This is a genomic window from Paenibacillus agaridevorans (assembly GCF_003112455.1).
GTDB classification, from domain to species: Bacteria; Bacillota; Bacilli; order Paenibacillales; family Paenibacillaceae; genus Pristimantibacillus; species Pristimantibacillus agaridevorans.
Genome location: NZ_BDQX01000036.1, coordinates 195,662 through 218,386, shown reverse-complemented (window position 1 = coordinate 218,386; position 22,725 = coordinate 195,662). Strand labels below are relative to the sequence as shown.

Below are 22,725 nucleotides of genomic sequence, written 5' to 3'. Positions count from 1 at the left end.
CCGCGCCATATTCACCGCCGTCCGCGATGTTATCCCTCTTCGGTCACTTCAATCGTAATCGGCGACCATTCCGCGATCACGGTCTGTCCATGCGCCGACACGCTGCCTTCCGGCGTCAGGTCCTTCTCCGTCATAATGCCGAGAGCTACCGTGAAGCTGTTAAACTTGACTGGCGTTCCCGTCTCTCTGCGAACTTCCCGGCCGTTCACGAAGAAGACCACCTCGTCCTTGTTCCGGTTGTACGTAATCCGGTACGTATTAAATTCGCGCGGAGCGAAGTCCGTATCTTCCTTGAATATACAGAAGTATTTCGTTCCGTCCGTCTCCGGCACCTTCACGCCCGGGAACGGCAGCACGGCGTACACGCTGGCATATTGATCATTGCCTACAAAGAAGTCCAATGCCCCGCCAGTCGTAAAATCCAGCAAATTCAAAGAGACGTAGCCGTCGTACAAGTCTCCTGGCGCCGTGTCCTTGGAGCGGGCGCGGATCTTCAGCTCGAAGCTGATTTCCCCGTTCTCCGGCACCGCTACCTGTTCAGCGGAATAATACATATGTTTCGCATTATCGAGTATCTGCACTTGGTCGTTGGATCGACTGATTGCCGCGCGAACATAAAGAATGCCGTTTCGAACGATGACAACGGCCTCCGGCTCGCGATAAGGCCAGAAGGTACCGTCCTGCAACGGAAAACCTCCTATTTTCCACACTTCTCCGTCATTTAATATGGTATGGAAATCACCGAGTATTTTCGTAGTAGTAGCCATGTCGGCATTCCTTCTTTCCTGATATGGTTGTAAAGTGTTCACTCCGCTTGCCTGTTATTGCAGGATACCTTGCAGTACAAGCGCCAAGATGAGGACAGCGCCGCATCGTTTGGTCGCTTGCATCGATGCCCCCATCAGCGGCAAATACGCCGTCGACTTATTATGCGCGCCAAGTCTGCCGTATACCAAATATAAAGGAACCGCCGTAAACACGGCAAGCAAGGCATATAGGGGAAGTGCTCCAAATACGACGCACAGAACGAGAGCGGCATAGGCCAGGAACAATAACAGCCGGGAAAATTGCAAGGCTCTCTTCTCTCCCCAAACGACGACTAGCGTTCGCTTGCCCGCCTGGCGATCAGCCTCCCAGTGCAGGAAGTGATGGTTAAACAGAATCAGCGTCGTCAATAATCCGATCGGCAGCGACAACAGCAGTGCACGATAATCGAGATGCGACGTCTGAACATAATAGGCTCCCGTTACAGGCAGCACGCCGAAGGCAAGCAAAATCGCAAGCTCGCTGTAGCCTTTGCCGCGATAGCCGAACTTCACGGGTGGCGCTACGTAGAAGTACGCAATAAACGCCCCTGCGAGTCCAAACACAATAACCGGCCAGCCGCTGATTACGCCAAGCGCAATGCCGCTGGCTGCCGCAACGAAAAAGAGCAGCCAGGTGACGGCGCGGAACTTGCCGACGCTCCAGGCGCCCCCCGTCAGAAATCCGGAGTTGGTCGAGATAGCGCCTTCCGTTGCTTTGGCAGCTTCATCCGTCCCGTTGTAATAATCCCAGAGATCATTAATCATATTGGAGAACAGATGTGCCGCACCCGCTCCCAACAGCGTCAACAACATTAATCCGATTTGGAATCGCCCTGTCCAAACATAAGCTCCAGCTGCTCCGAGCACGACTGGAATAAGCATGACCGGCAGCACTTTGAATCGCGAGGCTTTCATAAATGATTGCAGCATCGATGTCTTCATCCTCTCTAATGGCCGCCCAGAAACAAAGTGGCTTCGCTATAACGCCTTGCCAGCGCCTGACAATAGGCCGACTGAACCGAGATGACAGCAACCAGCAAAAAATTCCTCAGCGCTTCACGCTCCGGCTCCGTTCCCAGCGCGAGCAGATTCGCCGCTTTGTCTGCACGCATGCGAACATGCTCCTCCAGCTGGCTTCCAATACGGACGCCGGATCGTCCCAAAACTTTCATCTCTTCATATAACGCGGCGTAGCTTTTGTACAAAGCAACAGGCTCAATGAATGGTTTGGCAGAAGAGCCCTCCCTGCAATCCGGCTTGCCAAATAGAATCGCGAATAGATTGCGTATGGATTCGAAATCCAGGCTGGACTTCAGATCATCGATCATATATAGGAGTGCCGCTTGACCAGGCGCATATTTTTTTCCGGCTTGCGGGCAGACGAATATAGATTTGAAATCGCGTTTCACCCAATTCTGCATGGAGGTGGCAGAAGGACTGGCAAATTCGACGAGCTGCCCCAGCTCGGCGATTTCGTGCAGCGACAATCCTTTTGGAGTACCGCTTTTCATTAATTTCATGGCGATCGCCGGGAGCGGCTCGGACAATACGGGATGATCGTTCAAACGTCTTGTCTGGCTTCGCGCGCTCCAAGCTTTCTGCATAATATCGGCCGGCTGCTCTTGACCTCCGGACTCCATCGCCATCAATAAATGGCCGACTTCAGCGCGAGTCAAAGAGAATCCATCCATGACATCGCCTCCTTCCCTGTCGCATGGGAGTTCATATGAACTCATCTTACGGCTGCGAAACAAGCTTGTAAAGGAGCGAAAAACAATGGGAAAAGCGCAATAATCGCATGTAAATCGACTTAAACGAACGTACAAGGCGAATTACGACCCTTTTGCCGGTTGTCAGTTCGAGTCATGATTCGTTATATTAATTCATAAGTAAATAGAACAATAGTTTGCTGTCCTACAAAAATTATAAAAAAAAGGGTAGTGAGACACGAAAATGGGTAGTGGTATAGGACTTAATTTATTCATGATCGCTTTGCTTATCTTCTTGACCGCGTTCTTCGTCGCAACGGAGTTCGCCATCGTTAAAGTTCGCGGAAGCCGGATCGATCAGCTCGTGCTGGAGGGACGGAAAAATGCGCTTGCCGTTCAGAAGGTAACGAGCAATCTGGATGCTTACTTGTCCGCCTGTCAGTTGGGAATTACGATCACGGCGCTGGGGCTTGGTTTCCTTGGCGAACCGACGGTTGAGAAAATACTTTTACCACTGTTCGAAAACGTTCATCTCAGCGAAGCAATGAGCCATGCATTGTCTATCGGAATCGCGTTTGTTATCATCACGTTTATTCACGTCGTCGTCGGCGAACTCGCGCCGAAATCATGGGCCATTCAGAAAGCGGAATTTATTACATTTTTGACGGCCAAACCTATCATCTTCTTCTATCGACTGATGTTCCCATTCATATGGCTGCTTAACGGATCGGCCAACGCGCTAGTGCGCGCCTTCGGACTGAGACCCATGAAGGAGCATGAAGAGGCGCATACGGAAGAAGAGATTCAGATTATTTTGAACGAGAGCTACCAAAGCGGCATGATCAACAACACCGAATACGGTTACGTTAGCCGGATCTTCGCATTTGATGAGCTGCTGGCCAAGGAAATAATGGTTCCTCGTACCGATATGATCTGCTTATACACAAACAATACGCTTGCGGAAAATTTCGAGATTATCCGCAAGGAACAATATACAAGATTTCCCGTTGCTCTCGAGAGCAAGGACAATATCGTCGGCATGATTAACACGAAGCAACTGTTCCTCTCCTACCAAGAGAACAAGGAATTCGACATCAAAAATCTGATTCATCCCGTACTGAGCGTATCCGAGGTTACTCCCGTCAAGATGCTGCTCAAACGGATGCAGCAAGAACGCGTGCACATTGCCATTTTGGTCGACGAATACGGAGGCACATCCGGACTGATCACGATCGAGGATATTCTGGAGGAGATCGTCGGCGAGATTCGAGACGAGTTCGACGGCGACGAGCGCAAGGAAATCGAGCAGCTTGCCGACAATTGTTATTTGCTGGACGGCAAGGTGCTGCTGGACGAACTGGAAACCATCGCCGGCAAACACTTCGACGAAGAAGACGTCGATACGATCGGCGGCTGGCTGTACAGCAAGCTGCAGGATCCGAAGCCAGGCAAGGAATATACGCACGAAAATATGAAATTCATCATTCGCGAGACAAGCAAGAACAGGATCCGCAAGATCGAGATGCAGATCGAGGAGCTCCAGCTTGAAGGAGAAACGGCTTAAAATATAGTTCAAAGGGGCAGCCGCCAGGTTCAAAGACCTGGGGCTGCCCCTTTCCTATTCCAAAATAGAAATTGCCAACCGTCGCCCTCCAGCCTATCCCGCAGGTTTCTCGCTCTCCTTCGCCGTCAACTGTCTTGCCGTCAGCTTAAAGACGGCGGTTTTGCTGCCCATGGACGACACGTACCGCTCCACATGCACGCTTGCCAGACGTTCCTTATGGAAACCGGGCGCATACTTGTCCAGCATCGCCTGCATAGCCGCCGTTGCTTCCGCAAGTCCCGGGACGGGTTCGATGGCGCCAAATGCCATCACGCTCATATATGCCGTATCCGTCTTTGCGGGAACGGGATGCGGGATCGTGCCGTACGATTCCCCGATTGTTACGCAAGCCTCCGGATTTCGACCCATAATGTCCATCTTTCTCCCCTCCTCAGCCGCATGGAAATAAAATGATCCGTTAAGCCATACAAAATTCAGCGGTACGACGTAAGGAATACCACCGTCCGCCAAACCGAGAAAAGCCGTTTGAGCCTGCTCCAGAAATGCGGCTATTTTGTTTTCGTCTTGGCATAATCTTTTGCTCAATCTTACGGTAAACATGGGTTTCTCCCCTTCTCAACTGCGCTAATCTTGTGCTATTGTCACTATATGCAACTATTGTCACCAAGAAAAGTGACAAAAACTTCAAAATTCAAGGGGACAGATCCATCGATGATTGAATCCATTACGCCTGCGCTTGGCAAGGAAAAAGGTACCCCGCTTTATACTCAGCTGTATCGTTATATTCGCGAAGCGATCGAAGCCGGCAAGCTGCCAAGCGGAAGTAAACTGCCCGCGATACGGGCACTGTCCCAGCATCTGGGCATAAGCAAAAATACAGTGGAGGCTGCCTATGGCCAGTTGGTTGCCGAAGGGTATGTCGAGAGCAAAGAGAGGGGCGGCTACCTTATACAGCCGTTGGATGAGCTGTGGAATCCTCTCCCCGTTCAGTATGTGGAAATGAATAATAAGTGTGGCGAGGCAAGCGAGGTCATGAACTCAATTAACAGGAAGGACAGGAGGGAGTCCTCCTTCCTCCCTTACGAATTTCGGTACGGCGATATAGCCTTCGACCGCTTCCCATACGATATATGGAAGTCGTGCCTTACGCAATCGGTTAACGATGCGGCAGCTGCAGCGCCATACGGCATATTAGGCTACGGCGATCGGCTTGGACATCTCGGACTGCGGGAAGAGCTCTGCGATTATGTGTATCAATCTCGCGGTGCGGTCTGCTCCCCTGATCAGATCTTCATAGGTGCGGGCACCCAGTACACCGTCTCTCTCCTGCTTCAGACCCTCGGTCTTCGACAGGCCGAATTCGCCATGGAGGAGCCTGGTTATAACGGCGTTCGAAGCGTTCTTGCCGGCCTGGATTGCCGCATCACTTCCATCCCGATAGAGGCGGACGGCATTCATGTCACGGCACTGGAGCAATCGACGGCCAAGGTCGCATACGTGACGCCATCGCATCAATTCCCGCTCGGAATGGTTATGTCCATCGAGAAACGTCAACGCCTGCTAAAGTGGGCATCCGCAAGCGATGCGCTCATTCTCGAAGACGACTACGACAGCGAGTTCCGTTATGGCAGCAGACCTGTGCCATCCTTAAAGGCGCTGGATTACGATGATCGAGTCATCTATCTGGGCACCTTGTCGAAGTCGTTCCTGCCCGGCGCCAGACTCAGCTATGTGATTGTTCCGCGCAGACTTGTTCCCGTTATGACGGAACGTATGGCGAATTACAGCTGCTCCGTCTCCCCCATGATTCAACAAGCGGTCTGGCTGTTCATCAAGCAAGGCCATTACGGTCGTCATATCCGCCGAATGAGGCGTGTTTATCAAGCCAGGTATCGGGCGCTGACGGATGCCGTTTCTTCCACGATGGGAGAACGTGTTCGCATCGTCGGCGATTCGTCGGGGATGCACATCCTGCTGCGCGTGCCGGGCAGAGATGCCATGGAGCTTGTTGCATTAGCGGAGCAAGCCGGCTGCCTCGTGTACCCCGCCGCCAAACATTGGAGCAACCCAGATGCGGAGGCGCGTGAATTCGTTATGTTAGGCTTCGGCGGCATGCAGGAAGACATGTTGCGCGAAGGAGTGCGGAAATTATCCATGGCCTGGTTTGCGAGGTAGTCGAAGCCCAAGGTGAAACGGCTGTCGTCGTCCTTTGGCAGAGCAGCGCGTTTCATTTCCTCAAAAGTTGTTACTTTTCTGAAAATTAGAACTTCAAAAAATGGCTTGCATTCATTTTTGGTTTTGTGCAATAATATGTCTTGTCCCCGGTAACACAGGGATAACAACATGTGCCGTTGTAGCTCAACTGGTAGAGCAACTGACTTGTAATCAGTAGGTTGGGGGTTCAAGTCCTCTCGACGGCACCATTTTTTTCTCACAACTAGTAATTTCAAGACTTCTCGCCGACCTGGTCGGGGGAAGTTTTTTTGTTGTTAAGAAAATTATGCAACCAAAAGTCTTGTGGATAAGTGGAATGTAGATTAAAGGCGGTTGCAGGTTCGAACAGATCCTGAATGAGCGCCGAATGAGGTATAAAGTATACTTCGTTTATCCGAATGACGGGGTGAGCGCCGAATGAGGTATAAAAGTGTGTTTCGTTTGTCCAATAATCGGCTGAGGTTGAAAATCTAACAGACACCAGCGACGCTATTTGTCCGATTTTTAACCTCAAACAAATCTAACGGACAGGAAAAACACTATTGAGTCGTAACGGAGCCAATCTACGCGATGAATATGCCAATTAGGTCGTGTGTGTCCGTTAGATTTTCGAAAACCTAAAAAATCGATGAATAGCGTCATATAGTCCGATAAGCGGTGAGTGACTGGACCGTTTTGGGTTTTCGAATCACCATCAGTTGATTTTGTTTTTTTCCCGCGACACGCCAATAAAACCAGGCGCCGCCGCCTGGCTTTACTGAGGGCGATGATCGCCTTCACCTCAAAACTCGGTCGCTCATCTCCGAAAGGCCACGATAGAGGTTATCTCATTCATCGGTTTCGTCCCATTTTTTCGAATAGGCTTTCCTCGTCACCCAAAGGGTAATCCAGGTCACCAATACGATAATGATCACCGAAAATATCCATACAGAACCGGGCACATTGCCCATTAGCCGCCCCTCCCTTCCACCAGCCTAATGTTCTTTATAGTATCATAATTGGATCGTTATTGGATACCGCCGCAAGATCGGTTAGAATAGAATTCGATCTTCATATTACGATTCAGTTGACAAGCAGGAGGGTAATATTATGGATTTTAAGCTGGACCTACTGGATTCCAAGGTCGAGTTATACGAGGCGGATGACTTGAAGTCGCTGGAAGGCCAGATCGAACGTGCGATTGATATCAATAAGGCGCTAATGCTCGACGTTCATTCCGTCTCTCATCAGGTGGTGTTCAATCCCCGTAAAGAACGGCTCCTTTATAGCGCCGTCGTGCACTTCAAGCTGAAACGGTAAAGTGATGGGCAGCCGTTGCCCTACAACTTCAGACGGTACTGATGCGGGGAAATGCCCATGGTTCGTTTGAACAGCTGGATAAAATAAGAAACGTTTGGCAGGCCGACTTGCTGTCCGATCAGCTCGATCGGCTTGTCGCTCCCGCGCAGCAGACTGCATGCTTGCTGGATCCGACGCGCAGCCAGGTATCCCGTAATGCTGCTGCCCGTCTCCTGACGGAACAGCCGCGACAGATAAGAACCCGACATATGCAGCTCCGCCGCAAGCTTATCCAGTTGGAACGGCTCCGAATAATGCCGCTCTATCCAGGCCATGATTTCGTCGGAATGACGGATCGGCTTAACACCTTCCCCGGCTATCGGCTCCGCAATTTCGCGCTGAATGAAGGTCAGCAGCTGCAGCAGAAGAATCGCTGCCCCCTCTTCCTCCCCGCCTCCTGCACCACTGTCATAAATGACCCCTTGAAAGCTGTCGAACGCTGCTCCCAGCTCGGTCTGGCAGGCTGAAAGCTCCAAGCTCTGCTTAAAAAGAAGCCCTTTCTTCATCCGCATGTACGTATCTCTAAGTGAAGGAAACGGCGGCAGGAAACGCTCCAGGAATGCCGGCTCGAAATGGATGATGCTTCTCTCGTAAGGCCGCTCTTCGTTTATATCCGCTTGCACCTTATGCAGTTGATTCGGCAAAAAGAAGAAAAGCGATCCAGGCCGCATTTCATACCTCCTCTGATTGACGATCACAACTCCGCTCCCCTGATGCACGAACAGCATCTCGAAACCCCAATGCCAATGATAATAACCGTCGAACGGCTCCTGCGTCCATCTCCGATGGGACCACAGGAACGGCTTGCCCTGAGGATTGATCGACTTATAGAATAAATCCTTCATGTCCTTCATCTCCGCGTAATGTGTAATGTCAATACAACAACATTTTCACTCATTGTACTGCAACTTTGTTTGTTTGTCAGGCGCTATACTTGGAGCATTAGAAACATGACAAGGAGCTGACCAATCGATGGATCAAACCTACGTTAACCAAACGATGACCGCTATCACGAACAAAGTAGAAGATATGATGAAAAGAATCGGCGGCAAGTCGCCCCATGTGGCCCGAGAGGATGGCATCTACGACGATCTGCGCCATAGCTGGTGGACATCCGGCTTCTGGCCGGGCTTGCAGTGGCTCATGTACGACGTCTCCGGCAAGGAATCGTTTAAAGAAGGAGCTTGGGACTGGGACGCAAAGTTAGAGCGTTGCTTCTCCGAGCATCCCATCGGGCTGCATCATGACGTAGGCTTTCAGTTCCTTCCTACTGCCGTATTTAAATACGAGCTCACGGGAGATAAGGAAGCGCTGCGCATCGGCTTGAAAGCCGCCAATTATTTGGCCGGACGCTTTAACGTCGAAGGTGAATTTATCCGCGCATGGAATACGGATGAAGCCATCGGTTGGGCCATCGTGGACTGCATGATGAATATTCCGCTTTTGTTCTGGGCGAGCCGCACGACCGGCGATCCCCGCTACAAGCATATCGCCATCCGTCATGCCGATACGTTCTTGAAACATGCGATCCGCGACGACGGCTCAGTCTGCCATATTCTGTCGTTTGATCCGGAGAGCGGCGAGTTCCTGGAGCAGTTGGGCGGACAAGGCCTGTCGGGCACTTCGGCCTGGAGCCGCGGCAATGCATGGGCTTTATACGGTCTCGCGATTGCCTATCGTTGTACGGGTGAGGATCGTTACCTGAAAGCGGCGAAACGCGTGTCGCACTATTTTATCGCCTCGCTGCCCGAAGATCATGTTCCGCATTGGGACTTCCGGGCGCATCCGATCGAAGGCGAACCGCGCGACACATCGGCAGGCGCCATCGCCGCTTCCGGCTTGCTGGAGCTAGCCGAGTTAGTAGGCGTGGAGGAGAAACGAATTTATGGCGATGCGGCGCACCGTATCCTGCATTCTCTGACAGAAAACTACGCTACATGGGATCGCCCTGGGCACGAAGCCATTCTCGTTGAAGGCACAGGCCACAAGCCTGCCGGACAGAACATCAACGTATCGTTAATCTATGGCGATTATTATTATGCGGAAGCGTTCGCCAAGTTAAACGGCTGGTCGCATCGCATCTTTTGATCCGATCCCTATCCACAATTGGCCGGTAGACTTCTGTCTGCCGGTTTTTGGTATGGCGAGATAGCCGCCATGGAGATACTGCTAAGAAAAGCATACACTTAGGAGCATCTCATGACGATTCTGCAAGCTTTGAAACATCGGGCAAGCCTAAATGCCGATATACGTTTTCAGAAAATGACGTTGTCCGGCTTGGAAGTAGAACTTACGGGGTTGAGCTCCCTGATCGACTTTAACGCCTCGCTCCTGCATATTCAGCAGCAAGTTCACCAGGATACTAACACGGGTTTGCCGCTAGAGTCGGTGATCGGCAACCTTGGACCTATCGTGGCCGAACCGACAGAGCATCAATTAATGTCATCCATGCTGGCCGGTCACCTCATTCTCTGGTTCGAGCGAATCGACGCCTACGTGCTTGTCGCGCCTGTCAGCCGTCCCCTCTCGCGTACGATTGAACCGCCTACGACGGAAAATGTACTGCGCGGCTCGATCAGCGCTTTCGTGGAGGATATCGATACAAACATAGGACTTATTCGCAAGCATGTCGCCTCCCCTTCTCTACATGTTCATTCCTATTTGCTGGGGACGATTCAGAAGAAGCGGATTGTGTTGTTATGCAACGATAACGTCGTGGACGTTCGGCTTCGGGACGCGATCGTCGCGATGCTCGAGAAGAACAAAGAAATGAACATTCAAAATTTGCAGCAGCTGTCGACGGCTCTCGGCTTCTCCAAGTGGTCGCTCGTGACCAAGTTCAACACCTCCGAGCTGCCGCAGGAAGCGGAGACAGCCTTAAGCAAAGGCAAGGTTGTCCTGTTTATGGACCGGATGCCCTTCGCCATCATCCTGCCCAGCCTGATGTGGGATATGTTTGCCGTGGAGAACGATCGCAGCTTCCCCGTCATCTTTATGTATGCCATTCGTTTTTTGCGCGTGTTCGGAGTCTTGATCAACATTCTCATTCCGGGCTTGTATGTCGCTCTCGTTTCGGTTAATCCGGACGTCTTGCGCATCGAGCTCGCCCTGACGATCGCCAAGAGTCGGATCGATGTGCCTTATCCGTCTTTGGTCGAAACGCTGCTGCTGCTCGTCATCCTGGAGCTGATTCTGGAAGCGAGCATTCGGTTGCCCAAAAGCATCGGTCCCACGCTCACCATGGTTGGAGGCATTATTTTGGGACAAGCCGTCGTCAGCGCGAAACTCGTTAGCAATTTGCTTATTATCATTCTCGCGGCGACAACGATCGCAAACTCGGCGGTAGTCGGCTTTCAGAACTCGGTCACCATCCGGCTGTTCAAATATTTGCTTGTCGTATTATCGGCGATCTACGGCGTAATGGGGCTGCTCGCCGGGCTGTTCCTGGTCTGCTCCTATATGGCCGGCGTCACCTCGTTCGGCATCCCTTACATGCACCTGATGAAACCGAGAGGTGAGCCAAATGGTTAAAACCTGGCAAGTGGCGAATCTGTATATTCTGACGCATATCGGAGTCATCTTTTTCCTCTATCCGGACAATATGATCCAAGCGATGGAGGTCAGTCACTGGATCGGCATTCTGACGGGTTTCCTGCTTCATATCATAGTCGTATGGAGTTACATAAAAGGGCTAAGTCTTTTCGATCGCCGAAATGTCGTGGACATCTTCCTTGACGCCGGCAAGTGGATCGCTTTTCTGCTGCTCGCCCCCGTCTTCGTGTATTTGCTTGCAGTCATCGTCATCTCGATCCGGTCGTACGGGGAAATGATTACGATCATTTTTCTCTCCAGCACGCCTCTCTGGGCAACGATGCTGTTAACGGCCATCCTTGCAGCCTTTCTCGCGATGCAAGGCATCGAAGCTATTTTGCGAACGGGATTATTGCTGCTCGTGTTATGCATGCCTCCCACCTTGTTCGTGCTGTTCTCGTCCTTTCAACATGTGGACTGGCATTACCTGCTCCCCCTATTCGAGGGCGGCGCATTCCAATGGTCATTCGTTTACAATCGCTCCTTCCTGATGGGATTGTTAGCGGTGGGCGGCAGTTTCGTCTTTCTCGGATTCGTTCAACCGGAAGTGGCATTCAATCAGCGTTATATTCGGTATGCCAGCTTCCTGTTGCTGCCGTTGTACGGGATTGCCGTCTATGTTCCGCTCTTGACCTTCGGCCATAGCACGGCCTCCAGGTTGATGTTCCCGTTTATCTTCGTGACAGATATCGTAGAGGTGAACTGGCTCATGTTCGAGCGCACGTCGTTGTTCTTTACGATGAGCATGATCGCGTTCGTCCTTCTTTTTATCTCGCTTATGCTGTGGAACGCTGCCTACTTGGTGCAAAAGGTGATTACTGTACGGACGTGGTCTATCGTATGGGCCATCGCCTTTGTTTTGTTCGTTATCTGCGTAAGCATCGACGACTGGGAGCAACTGGAGAAACTGATTTGGTGGAATACATTCCTCCGACTATACGTCATGTTTGTTATTCCGGGCGTTACGCTGACCCTGGGTCTTCTTTACAAGCGGAAGGGTGGCGCAGCGTATGGGTAGCAGATCCTTTAAACTTCGCTGGATTGCCGTCTGTCTGTCGATGCTGCTCACGATTCCCGCTGGCGGCTGCTGGGATAACAAAGACATTAATCATCGCTCCCTCCCGATCGTCATGGGCATCGCCAAGCGGGATGGCATATACAAGGTCGTCTTGCAGGTGCCGGAACCGACGGAAGGAACGACCGATCTTCGCGTGATCGAAGGAAAGGGAACTACCATTAACGATATTGTCGATAAAATAAGCACCAATATGGAAAGCCAAATCGATCTGCTGCATCTGAAGCTCATCCTATTCGAGGACGAATTCGCCAAGGAAGGGCTGGGAGACGTCATCGAATCGTTTATGCGCGCGCATGACATATCCGCCAAGGTTATGGTCGCGATCTGCGACGAACCGCTGGAGTCGTTCTTTAAAAACATTAATACTTTCCACAAAAACAACGGAACCGTCCTTCTCAGCTTCTTCGAAAAAAACGCCGGTTGGAATCCGCAGGTTGCGGAATCATCCGTCTGGGAAGTGTTCCGAAGCATGAACTCTTATACGCATGACGTCTCTATACCGATCATTCGATCCGGCACCGGGACCGTGATCGAGAGCAGAGGTTCGGCCATCATCGGCAGCGGACGGATGGTCGGCAACTTAACCCCCGGGGAGACGTTGATTGTCAATGCGTTTAAGGGCAGCAGCGCGCAGGGCAAGATTGAAGTCATGAAGAACGCGACGGTCGAGATCATCAGCAGCGCCACCGTCCACCGGCATACGATGAAAAATGGCATCCCTTATCTAAAATCGAAGATTCGGCTAAAGGTGACGCTGCTGGAGACGAAGGGTTCGCCTTCTCAGGAGAACATCAGGCATGAGGTTAGCAAGCTGCTGCAGAGCCGATACGACAGCATTATCGGCAAGATGAAGGCTACCCGGGCAGATATACTGGCTACCGGTCAATATTTCCGATCGAACCTGACCCGCGATCAGCTGGAGCATTGGAGAGAAGATTATTTGCCTCGGCTCAACTGCGAGGTAGAATTCGTGACGGTTATTCAAAATACAGGTTTGCTGCGGGACAGCTAAACCTTGCCGTTCTGGTCAAGCTCATGCAAGATGGCGGCCAAGGCGTCCGCAGTTCGGTAGTTTTCTTCCAGCGTATTGTCGACTCCGCCCATCTCTACGACGAGACTGTTCTTCGAAAGCGACTGGTTATACTCTGCATTGCCCGTTCCCGGCGCCTTCGTGAGCACGCCTCGCGAGATGCCCGGGAATTTGGCGTTTAACGCTTCGTGAAGTTTCGTGGCAAACGCTTTGTTGTCCTTCCAGTTTGGATTTTTTTCGCCGATAACGAACAGGATTTTAGCGTAATTTTTCCCATGAATCTCGACCGTCGTTTTGTTGCGCTTTAAGGAATCGCGGTGGATGTCGAGCAGGTACGTTAGCTCCTTGTTCTCGCTTAACGCGTCGACAACCGTCTGTTTGGAATACTTATAGGAGTAGGCATAATTAAACTTGGAGATCGTGGTCGGATAATCCATCTTCTCTTGCAAGGCGGGAATGCCAAGCTTCTGCAGACTGGCCGTCAGCCGCTTGCCGACAAGCGTGACGTTTACCGTCTTGGAGCTGGCGTTTTTGGTCCCTTCCTTGAGTTCTGGGAAATACGATTCGCGATTATGCGTATGATAGACCAGCACGCGAGGCGAGGTGCTTGCGACGCGGACGGGCTTGTCCTTGGCGGGAGACGCCGGTGCAGTCGCCGATGCGGCATCCGATGCAGCAGGCTTGTCCGCCTTGTCAATTGGAGCTGACGCAGGGTTGGGCTTGTCAGGAGTATTTGAGGCGGATGGTTGAGCGGGAGCCGCAGATGCAGGAGGTGCGGCGGCTGTTGCCAAAGCTGCTCCGCCTTGAACTGGAGCGGTTAACGAAGCATCATCCCATCCCGGAAACATTTGGATCCCGCCGAGGAACGAGACCTTCGGCTCAGGAGCGGGCTGCAGAAATGTCGAAAGACCGCCTGCCCCTTCTGTTTCCGTATGCAAGGCAGCATATGTAGTCGGGTGAGAGTCGGCAGCCAGCCCCCACCCTACACTTAATAACATGGACAACAAACACGTGGATGCAAAAAAGGTGCCTGAAACGAGTCTTTCGCGAAGCTTGTACATCATAGTAACAACCCCCAATTCAATCTAGCGTTGTTACTACTATATGAAGCAAGCGAATTTCATAGAATACAGATAGAGGCGTTTTCATTATTCTAATAATTGAACTACCTTTTAAACAATCCTCCTAACAGCACCCCGCCAACGATCCATTTGCGCAAAAGCAGGAATAACACAAGCGGAGGCAGGCTCAAGAGCGCACCGATCCGATACAGGATGGGGTCGCTGCGGTCGATGCCGAACTGATCGCTCATATACATCGCATTAAGAAATTGCATCATGCCAAGATGTTTGGAAGAATCCGCTATATACAGTAAAGACGGAAGATAGCTGTTCCATAACACGATAAATTGAAGCGCGCCTAATGCCAGCAAAGGTTTCCATATCTTCGGCAAAAACAAGATGAACAACGTGGCAAACTCTCCCCGTCCCTCGAGCTCCGCTTGCTCCTTCAAGTGGCCGTATTGGCCGTTAAAGATGCTTTTGAGCACGAATGCCGAAACAATGTTTATAAAACCTACGATGGCTATCGGGTATATGGTATTCACCATGCCCAGCCAACGGAATTGCAAGTATTCGAATAACGTCCCCGTTCCGATGCCCATGACGGCAATCAGGAGAATCCGATACAACGTCCCGCCCGGCAGACGGCGCGCTGTCATAGGATAAGCGAGGGTAATCGTAACGAGCATGCTAATCAGCGTCGCTCCCCAGAACAGTACGGCGCTCAGTGCCACGTTTGGCATCCGTAGAAGCTCGGTTAAAGGAATTTCCGTTGAGCTTTGACTTAGAAATGGATCTACGAAGATAAAGTAAAGCACAAACAACACGAGTCCCGTGCCTGCAACCCCAACGACTCCTCCGGCAACCGCAGAGCCGCCTTTTAAATCGGCAGCCGGATCGGCATCGCGCTGAAACAACGAATCCAGCAAGGTTCCTCGTACGATAAAATAGGCTGCCAGCGCGAGCGCCAACTGCAGTCCATACGAAAGAATCGTAGCCGAAAATGCCGGGCCTGTGTTCATTTGAAGGAAGCCCATCTGATAAACGAACAGATCAACTGTCATGGCCGTGTCCATGACAAGAGGATTAAACAAAGTATGCAGCAGCTCGAAATCCGTTGTTGTAATCATCGCAAGCTGGAGCAGCATAACAGCCGCAACCGCCTTTGCGGCGGGAAGCGCATTCAAACGACCGAACGTCGCACCGCTATGACCGTCGCCGATCTTGGAATGCGTCGCGGCAATCGCCGCCAGAGCAAAAATCATCGGAATGCCGCCATACTTCAGCAGCTCCAACGCCAGTAGAATCATTCGGAAAGGCCCCGATTCGCCAAGCAGCAAGCGGTCTGCCGGACCCAAAGGAGACGAAGTGGCGGAAAACATCAGCATCGCGAAGTGACCGAGTACGACGGAAGGAATGACGTAGGGCAACACAAACATCGAAGTGATCCAGCTTCTCAGCTTTCCCGATCGAATACCGCTTAACGCCAATGCGGCTCCAAAGGCAAGCACGCCTCCGGCAACGATATAGATGATCTTGTAAGTCAACGTATTACCCAATGCGCTCCGGAATTCGGGCGATTGAAAGAGTGCCTTGTAATTATCCCACCCGACCCATGGGCTGCCTCCGACTCCCAAATAAGGTTTGTATTCCAGAAATGACGCATACAGTCCGTTCAGGAAAGGCATGATCTTTAATCCAAAAACGAGAAAAAATGCAGGTATGACGATGATATAATGAAATTTGTATTGCCAAATTCTCTCCGCCAAAGACTTGTTGCGCGTTGACTGCATAGGAAAATCCGACTGCGGCGGCAGCTCCCTATCCATCCTTTACCCTCCCCTTTGTTTCAAAATATGACTATCATCATACTATATCAGGGTCTATTTGCCTACTAAAATTTGACAACACAAAAAGTCCGGGCAGCGCCCGGACTAGCTGTTATCATATGTGTTTTTATCATTACGTTATTTATTGGGCCCTATCGATTTGAATCTCTTAGACTAACCGTTCACTTTCAGTACGTCATGATCGACATAACGGGCACCGTTAAGCTCGCTGATCACATTAATAGCGACCTTCGCGCCGTCTCCCGCGGTAATAATCGTATGCATGCTTACCCCTGCAACAGTGCCCGCCGCCCATACGCCGGCCACGCTAGTTTTGCCTTCCGCATCGCAATCCACAATACTTTTGATGCGCGGCTCCGTTCCCGGCTTCACCGCCACGCCGCTAGCTTCAGCCAGCTCAACCGACATGCCGGTTGCTAAAATGACGTGCTTCGCTTCGTAGACCGTGCCATCCTCCGCTTGCACACGGAGGTTCTCGCCTGCAGTCTCCAGTGCAACCGCCTTGGAAGCAACCAGTTCCGCTCCGTGTTTAGCCGCTTGCTTTCTGCCTGTCTCTACGAGATCCGGCCCGCTGATTTCGGGCGCGCCGTAATGATTTTCGATCCAGGCCCTTTTAGTAACACTTTGATCGGCGTCCAGCACGATCGTTTTTTTGCCAGCCTTGGCCGTAAAGATAGCAGCGCTCGCTCCTGCAGGTCCAGACCCGATAATAGCAACATCATACATGTCAATCGCTCCCTTCGATCGTTAGGTTTGTCTATCTATTCGAGTATACCAGAACAAACCCTAAGCTTTCAAAAGGGAACCAACTTTCTTAATTACACTTACTGAACCCGCATACCGTACATTGTTTGCAGCCTTCGATACTCATTAATGTAGCGGAGCCGCAAGAAGGACATAGATCCGGATGAGTCTCCATTGCGGCCTTATGTTTGAAATGATCTCGCGGAGAGCCGGTTTCCGAGTCGGTCGCGTAGTTGGGATAAACGCCCGTTCCGTTCGCGGCAGCTTGAGCTGCCGCCAGCTCATCCGATACCATCTCCGACTGGAAGACAACGTCAAGCGGTTCCCGACCGCCTTCTATATGCATTTCCAGCGCCTTCGCGACGGCATCGGCAATAGATTCTACGCGATTCGGTCCAAAGCCGATCGCTCCGGTGCCTCCGATCCCCTTTAAATGTTTGACCAGCAGCTTCACTTTGCTGCCGTGGTCGCCGTAGCGCAGGAATAACGAGCATACGCGGCCGAGCGCTTCCGCCATGGCGAACACGTCGGAACCGGCCTTGCCAACGTTGAGGAATATTTCCGCCGGCGAGCCGTCCAGATCGTTAATCGTAATGTAGGCCATGCCGAACGGCGTGTTCATCTTGTAAGTCGCTCCGCGCAAGACGGACGGGCGGCGCTTATATTGTTTATCCACAGATACAGGATTCTCCCGGCTGGATGTATCTGTAAAAGTCGATGGAACAGTGAGGTTGCCTGTCTGTTCAAATTCTGTCGGAGATTCCGCTTTTTCTTGGGATTCCGCATCAGACTTTTCTACATCCTTGACGGAGGACTCCTTCTCTCCCGCCGACAGTACTTGCACATCCCTGCTGCCGTCGCGATAGATCGTGACGCCTTTGCAGCCCAGATCATAAGCAAGCTCGTAGAGATGCTTCGTCTCCTCCACGGTGAAGTCTGCCGGACAATTGGCCGTCTTGGAGATGGAGCTGTCGACCCAACGCTGGATGGTCGCCTGGACCCGAATATGATCCTCTGCCGAGAGGCTCATCGCCGTCACGAAATAATCGGGAAGCTCCTCTCCGGGATGCTCATCCAGCCATTGCTGCGCGATCGGCACAAGCTGCTTGTCGTAACCCAGCCTGCTCTGCCGGTAATATTCGAAGGCGAAGTAGGGCTCGATACCCGTCGACGTGCCTACCATCGTGCCCGTACTTCCTGTAGGGGCTTGCGTCAGCACCGTTACGTTACGAATACCGTCCCTGCGGATCGCCTCGCCAACCTCGGGATAGGCCGCAACCAGCTCTTTCATAAATCCGCTTTGGAGATACAGATCCGCGTCGAACGCCGGGAACGAACCTTTCTCCGCCGCAAGCCGGGAGGATGCCAGATACGCTTCCTTCGCAATAAAGCCGAACAGACGGTCCAGGAAATCAATCGATTCCTCTCCCCCATAACGGATTCCCAGCTTGATCATAAGCTCCGCCAGACCCATGGTGCCTAGTCCGATTCGCCTCTCCAGCTTCTGATTTCGTTCATTTTGCTCAAAGTGGTATGGCGTCTTATCGATGACATTGTCCAGGAACCGCACGGCAGACTGGGTCACTTGGGCGAGCTCATCCCAATCCACGCCCCCCCTTTTCGCGTCATAAAACTGGGACAAGTTCACGGCGGACAGGTTGCATACTCCCCAGCCCGGCAGGCCCTGCTCTCCGCAGGGATTAGTTGACACAATTGGGTTAAAATACCAACTATTAGATTTCTTGTTATACCGCTCCATAAAGACGACGCCCGGCTCCGCGGAACGCCATGCCGACTCCATCATGACATGCCATATTTCACGCGCGGGCAGTTTGCGATAGGTAACGACCCGCTTGCCGAGCTCGCGCCACTTCGCTAAATCTCCGTCCCACAGCTCGTCGTAACCCGTTTCCTTCGTGTCCGGGAATACAAGCTCCCACTCCAGATCCCGTTTCACCGCATCCATAAAGGCGTCGCTCACGCAGACAGAGAGATTTGCGTTCGTTACCTCGCCCATCTTCTGCTTCACCGTAATAAACTCCAGCAGATCGGGATGCCAGTCGTTAAGCATGATCATTAAAGCGCCCCTGCGCGAACCACCTTGCTCAATAAGCCCCGTAGCATAACTGAAAAGGCCGCCCCAGGAGACGGATCCGCTGGAGGAGCCGTTAACCCCTGCCACGACGGCGCGACGAGGTCTAAGCGAAGAGAGGTTCATCCCGACGCCCCCTCCGCGGGCCATAATCTCCGTCATGTCGCCCAGCGTCGTCATGATGCCGCCGCGGCTGTCCTTCGGCGACGGTACGACGTAACAGTTAAAAAGCGTAAGCTCGTCGCTGGCTCCCGCTCCCGCCATAATGCGTCCGCCCGGCACAAGCTTCCAGTCTTGCAGCGCATCGAGGAACCGCCCTTCCCATTCTACGCGTTTATCGGGGCGTTCCTCGGCAGAGGCAATAGACTCCGCAAGACGGTTCCACATGCCGGTTGGCGTAACCTCCAGAGGCAGCACAAGCTTGTCTGCGGTCGTCTCCACCGAGTCTCCTCCACGGAGTTGAACCGTAACTTCATTTCCTTGGCGAGCTGTGACTACCCCTACTTCCTTCGTCGGGAATTTAGGATCGTCCTTTACAAGCACGAGCACCGTATCGCCAAGTTTGCATAACTGACCGTTAGGATGTTTTTTGGCATACCGATCAAGAAATATTTTTTCGCTTAGACCTTCGAGCCGCATGGGTATTCTCTCCTTTGTTTTTGCATTCCGAGAATAAATTCACAATTACGGACACCGACAACATCTACATATAGTATACCTCACATATTATATCACACTATATATGGATATTCACTTCATTTTCCAGTCTGTCTTATGATTATGGTCCAACAAGGCAATACTAATGACAACTTCACCCTTTTTTAAGAATGGAAGGAGCTTCCTATGACCGATCAACTTACGTCTCCGCACCAGCCGTCCAGCACGGGAGCGGCAAGCAGCGATACCGCCGTTACGCGTAGACTTCATCCTCTGGTCGATCTGCAATTCGACCGTTCCTGGTACGACGAGCTCCAGAATCGAATATCGCGAGGCGGTCCGTGGGATGACTGGACGTTATACCAGCTCGCTATGGAAGCCGAACATGCCAAGCGCGTTGAGAGTTTCGAAGAATTGCAATGCCTGCGCTTGCTGCCGGACTTCGAGCCTCTCCCCCACCAGATCGGCACGGCCGGCAAGGTGCTGCATGAGATGGGAGGCCGTGCCATTCTCGCAGATGAAGTGGGACTTGGCAAGACGATCGAAGCCGGGCTTGTGCTCAAGGAATATATGGTCCGCGGCCTGGTCAAGCGAGCGCTTATTCTCGTTCCCGCTTCTTTAGTATTGCAATGGGTGCGGGAACTCAACCAGAAATTCGGCATCTCGGCCGTCGCTCAGAAACGGGATCATACTTGGGGTTACGACGTCGTTGTCGCCTCCATCGACACCGCCAAGCGGGAACCTCATCGGGAGCTCGTGCTGGGCACCGACTATGATCTCATCATTATCGACGAAGCCCATAAGCTGAAGAACAAAAAAACGACGAACTATCAGTTCGCCAACCTGCTTCGCAAAAAATATTGCCTTTTGCTGACGGCAACGCCGATCCAGAACGATCTCGACGAGCTGTACAACCTTATTACGCTGCTCAAACCGGGACAGTTAGGCGGGCAAAGCGAATTCGCCGCCAATTTCGTCGTGGATAAACGGCTGCCGAAAAATGAAGATCAGCTGCAAGAGGCTCTGTCGAATGTCATGATTCGCAATCGGCGCGGCGACGGCGGCATTCACTTTACCAAGCGGTTCGTTAAAAACATACCGCTCTCGCTTTCCCAAGATGAGAAGGCGCTATATGATGCCGTCACCGGATTCGTGAAGGAACGTTACGAAGAAAGCGGGGGCGATATGACCAGCATGCTGTCGCTCGTTACTTTGCAGCGCGAAGTATGCAGCAGCCGCGATGCCGTCTTCCTGACGCTGGTCAATCTGTTCAAGAAAACGTCGGAGGATTCTCCGCTCCGGGCCAAAATCTGGGGGCTCGTCGAAAAGATCAAGGGCATTAAAGCCAATACGAAAGCAGAAAAAACGATGGAGCTTGTAAAGGAGATGAACGAAAAAGTCATCATCTTTACGGAGTATCGGGCGACACAGGAATATCTGCTGCAATTTTTCCGCGCAAACGATATGATCGCCGTCCCCTATCGCGGCGGCATGAACCGTGGCAAAAAGGATTGGATGATGGACCTCTTCCGCGGCAGAGCTCAGATTATGATCGCAACGGAAGCCGGCGGTGAAGGCATCAATCTGCAATTCTGCCACAACATGATCAACTTCGACCTGCCATGGAACCCCATGCGCGTGGAGCAGCGGATCGGACGCGTGCATCGACTCGGCCAGACCGAAGATGTGAAGATCTACAATCTGTGCACGCTCGGCACGATCGAAGAGCATATCGTAGGTTTGCTGCACGAGAAGATCAACTTGTTCGAGCTCGTGATCGGCGAGCTGGACCATATACTGGAGAGGCTCGACGGAGGCGAATCGATCGAGAAGCGGCTGGCGAAGGCGCTGCTAGAAGCCGGAAACGAGCAGGAGCTGAAACGTCAGCTCGACGAGCTCGGCAGCTCCATATCCGAGCTGCGCGAAGGGGCGAAGTCCGAAGGCGGACTTGCCAAGAGTCCCGACTTGGTGGTGAAGCTGGACCGACTGGGGCAGACTGTGGAGGTGAAACCGTGAACGAGAAACAAATCCATAAATTCGTTGGCCGATTTCTGGAAGCAACGGGCTGCTCCATTCTGGAGAAGTCGAATGCCCATTATATGGTCAAGCTGTCTCCGGAAGCCGATCGAGAGCTGACGAATCGTCCCTATTACTGGAGCTTTGTTGACCGTGTAGGCGCGGAGCCGGAGACCATGACGTTTCTGTTTGTCACCGACAAGACTAGATACCAGACGATGCTGGAGGCTCCAGCTCCATCACCCGGCCCTTCCGCCAGCGAAAGCCTTGCGCCAGCGGCGGATGCCGCCCTCGCCCGATCGTTCGGCTTCGTCCACACGACCCTTGCTGCGCCCGCCCGCGTTTCTCGCGACGATCTCTATTTCGGCTCGCGTCGGCTGGATCAGCTGTTTGGTGCTACTCGAAATAAAGGCAGCTATGTGTTCCTGTTTCAGGAACCGGACAAGCGCGGCGGCAATCCGTACAGCTCGACGCCTTATACGGCATGGCTCGGCATTAATATGCGAGTGGAGCTGACTTGCGATCGCAAACGGGAGGAAATCCACAGCTTCGGCGTGTCGCTTGTGACCGGGCATATTATTGAAAACTTTCACGACCGTCTTCAGCATAAAAAGCTTACGCCAAGACTCCCTGCCAATATTCATCTAGCCCGCAACGGCATATCCTACAACCGAGCGCTGACGTTAATTGAGCAGGCGTTGGAGCGTAAGCTCAAGGGATACGACTACACTTGGGCGGAAGGAGCCGCTGCGAGGCTGCAAGAGGAGCTTTCCCGCATTCAGGCTTATTACGAGCCGTTGCTGGAGCATGCCCTCCCCGAGAACAAGTCGGCCATTCAGGAACAATACATGCAGCGGCAAGCCGAAATCAAGTGGCAGTACGAGCCGCGCGTGACGGCTTCCGCCATTAACTGCGGCATTTTCCATCTGGAAGGCATAGATTGATGACATTGTGACGGGAATCGTTTCATTACGG

At 52.3% G+C, this 22,725-nt stretch carries 19 protein-coding genes and 1 tRNA gene; 10 read left to right on the top strand and 10 right to left on the bottom strand.

The features are described from left to right. Positions 1-29: 29 nt before the first annotated feature. The 3 genes from PAT3040_RS03090 to PAT3040_RS03080 are packed head-to-tail and all read right to left on the bottom strand — an operon-like array spanning position 30 to position 2,497. Positions 30-767, bottom strand: a complete 738-nt coding sequence (locus tag PAT3040_RS03090; RefSeq protein WP_108991491.1) for a DUF6081 family protein — start codon at positions 765-767, stop codon at positions 30-32. Between the two features lie 54 nt (positions 768-821). After that, positions 822-1,736 carry a prenyltransferase gene (locus tag PAT3040_RS03085; RefSeq protein ID WP_108991490.1) on the bottom strand — a complete coding sequence of 305 codons (915 nt, stop codon included), beginning with the start codon at positions 1,734-1,736 and terminating at the stop codon, positions 822-824. 17 nt (positions 1,737-1,753) lie between these two features. Then, positions 1,754-2,497, bottom strand: a complete 744-nt coding sequence (locus PAT3040_RS03080; RefSeq protein WP_179215502.1) for a DUF1836 domain-containing protein — start codon at positions 2,495-2,497, stop codon at positions 1,754-1,756. A gap of 262 nt (positions 2,498-2,759) precedes the next feature. Between PAT3040_RS03080 and PAT3040_RS03075 the strand changes: the two genes are divergently transcribed. Beyond that, positions 2,760-4,079, top strand: coding sequence for a hemolysin family protein (locus PAT3040_RS03075; RefSeq protein ID WP_108991489.1), 1,320 nt, complete (start codon positions 2,760-2,762; stop codon positions 4,077-4,079). Between the two features lie 93 nt (positions 4,080-4,172). On the opposite strand, the gene PAT3040_RS03070 is transcribed toward PAT3040_RS03075, so the two are convergent. After that, positions 4,173-4,679 carry a pyridoxamine 5'-phosphate oxidase family protein gene (locus PAT3040_RS03070; protein ID WP_087567649.1) on the bottom strand — a complete coding sequence of 169 codons (507 nt, stop codon included), beginning with the start codon at positions 4,677-4,679 and terminating at the stop codon, positions 4,173-4,175. Between the two features lie 111 nt (positions 4,680-4,790). Between PAT3040_RS03070 and pdxR the strand changes: the two genes are divergently transcribed. Further along, the gene (pdxR, locus tag PAT3040_RS03065; protein ID WP_181376419.1) at positions 4,791-6,254 is read left to right on the top strand and encodes a MocR-like pyridoxine biosynthesis transcription factor PdxR; all 1,464 of its coding nucleotides are present in this window, start codon (positions 4,791-4,793) and stop codon (positions 6,252-6,254) included. A 172-nt stretch (positions 6,255-6,426) separates the two neighbouring features. Further along, positions 6,427-6,502, top strand: a tRNA-Thr gene (locus tag PAT3040_RS03060). A 618-nt stretch (positions 6,503-7,120) separates the two neighbouring features. Here PAT3040_RS03060 and PAT3040_RS38340 read toward each other — a convergent pair. Then, positions 7,121-7,243, bottom strand: coding sequence for a hypothetical protein (locus PAT3040_RS38340; RefSeq protein ID WP_256975597.1), 123 nt, complete (start codon positions 7,241-7,243; stop codon positions 7,121-7,123). Between the two features lie 139 nt (positions 7,244-7,382). On the opposite strand from PAT3040_RS38340, the gene PAT3040_RS03055 reads away from it, so the two are divergent. Then, complete coding sequence (locus PAT3040_RS03055; RefSeq protein WP_108991487.1) at positions 7,383-7,592, top strand: DUF2536 family protein; 210 nt, start codon at positions 7,383-7,385, stop codon at positions 7,590-7,592. A gap of 20 nt (positions 7,593-7,612) precedes the next feature. Here the strand turns inward: PAT3040_RS03055 and PAT3040_RS03050 are convergent, their stop codons facing one another. Then, positions 7,613-8,476, bottom strand: a complete 864-nt coding sequence (locus tag PAT3040_RS03050) for an AraC family transcriptional regulator (protein WP_181376418.1) — start codon at positions 8,474-8,476, stop codon at positions 7,613-7,615. Between the two features lie 127 nt (positions 8,477-8,603). Between PAT3040_RS03050 and PAT3040_RS03045 the strand changes: the two genes are divergently transcribed. The 4 genes from PAT3040_RS03045 to PAT3040_RS03030 all read left to right on the top strand — a co-directional run bounded on the left by PAT3040_RS03045 (position 8,604) and on the right by PAT3040_RS03030 (position 13,312). Next, positions 8,604-9,719, top strand: a complete 1,116-nt coding sequence (locus PAT3040_RS03045) for a glycoside hydrolase family 88 protein (protein ID WP_108991485.1) — start codon at positions 8,604-8,606, stop codon at positions 9,717-9,719. Between the two features lie 111 nt (positions 9,720-9,830). After that, a complete protein-coding gene (locus tag PAT3040_RS03040) occupies positions 9,831-11,162 on the top strand; it encodes a spore germination protein (RefSeq protein ID WP_108991484.1) in 1,332 nt (443 codons plus the stop codon). After that, positions 11,155-12,240: a GerAB/ArcD/ProY family transporter gene (locus tag PAT3040_RS03035; RefSeq protein WP_108991483.1), complete on the top strand. Its 1,086-nt coding sequence runs from the start codon at positions 11,155-11,157 to the stop codon at positions 12,238-12,240. Before PAT3040_RS03040 ends, PAT3040_RS03035 begins: the two co-directional genes overlap by 8 nt. After that, entirely contained in the window at positions 12,233-13,312 is a 1,080-nt protein-coding gene (locus tag PAT3040_RS03030; RefSeq protein WP_108991482.1) for a Ger(x)C family spore germination protein, read from the top strand. The genes PAT3040_RS03035 and PAT3040_RS03030 overlap by 8 nt, the downstream gene beginning before the upstream one ends. On the opposite strand, the gene PAT3040_RS03025 is transcribed toward PAT3040_RS03030, so the two are convergent. From PAT3040_RS03025 to PAT3040_RS03010, 4 genes are all read right to left on the bottom strand, one after another. Continuing rightward, the gene (locus PAT3040_RS03025) at positions 13,309-14,394 is read right to left on the bottom strand and encodes a stage II sporulation protein P (protein WP_108991481.1); all 1,086 of its coding nucleotides are present in this window, start codon (positions 14,392-14,394) and stop codon (positions 13,309-13,311) included. The two genes, PAT3040_RS03030 and PAT3040_RS03025, sit on opposite strands and share 4 nt — an antisense overlap. A gap of 101 nt (positions 14,395-14,495) precedes the next feature. Beyond that, complete coding sequence (locus PAT3040_RS03020) at positions 14,496-16,220, bottom strand: hypothetical protein (protein WP_108991480.1); 1,725 nt, start codon at positions 16,218-16,220, stop codon at positions 14,496-14,498. 174 nt (positions 16,221-16,394) lie between these two features. Further along, positions 16,395-16,967, bottom strand: coding sequence for an NAD(P)/FAD-dependent oxidoreductase (locus PAT3040_RS03015; protein WP_087567639.1), 573 nt, complete (start codon positions 16,965-16,967; stop codon positions 16,395-16,397). An 88-nt stretch (positions 16,968-17,055) separates the two neighbouring features. Then, positions 17,056-19,716, bottom strand: a complete 2,661-nt coding sequence (locus PAT3040_RS03010) for an adenosylcobalamin-dependent ribonucleoside-diphosphate reductase (RefSeq protein WP_108991479.1) — start codon at positions 19,714-19,716, stop codon at positions 17,056-17,058. 204 nt (positions 19,717-19,920) lie between these two features. Between PAT3040_RS03010 and PAT3040_RS03005 the strand changes: the two genes are divergently transcribed. Both PAT3040_RS03005 and PAT3040_RS03000 read left to right on the top strand, forming a co-directional pair. Then, on the top strand, positions 19,921-21,750 hold the full coding sequence (locus PAT3040_RS03005; RefSeq protein ID WP_108991478.1) for a DEAD/DEAH box helicase: 1,830 nt from the start codon (positions 19,921-19,923) through the stop codon (positions 21,748-21,750). Then, positions 21,747-22,694 carry a YqhG family protein gene (locus tag PAT3040_RS03000; RefSeq protein WP_108991477.1) on the top strand — a complete coding sequence of 316 codons (948 nt, stop codon included), beginning with the start codon at positions 21,747-21,749 and terminating at the stop codon, positions 22,692-22,694. Before PAT3040_RS03005 ends, PAT3040_RS03000 begins: the two co-directional genes overlap by 4 nt. Positions 22,695-22,725 lie beyond the last annotated feature (31 nt).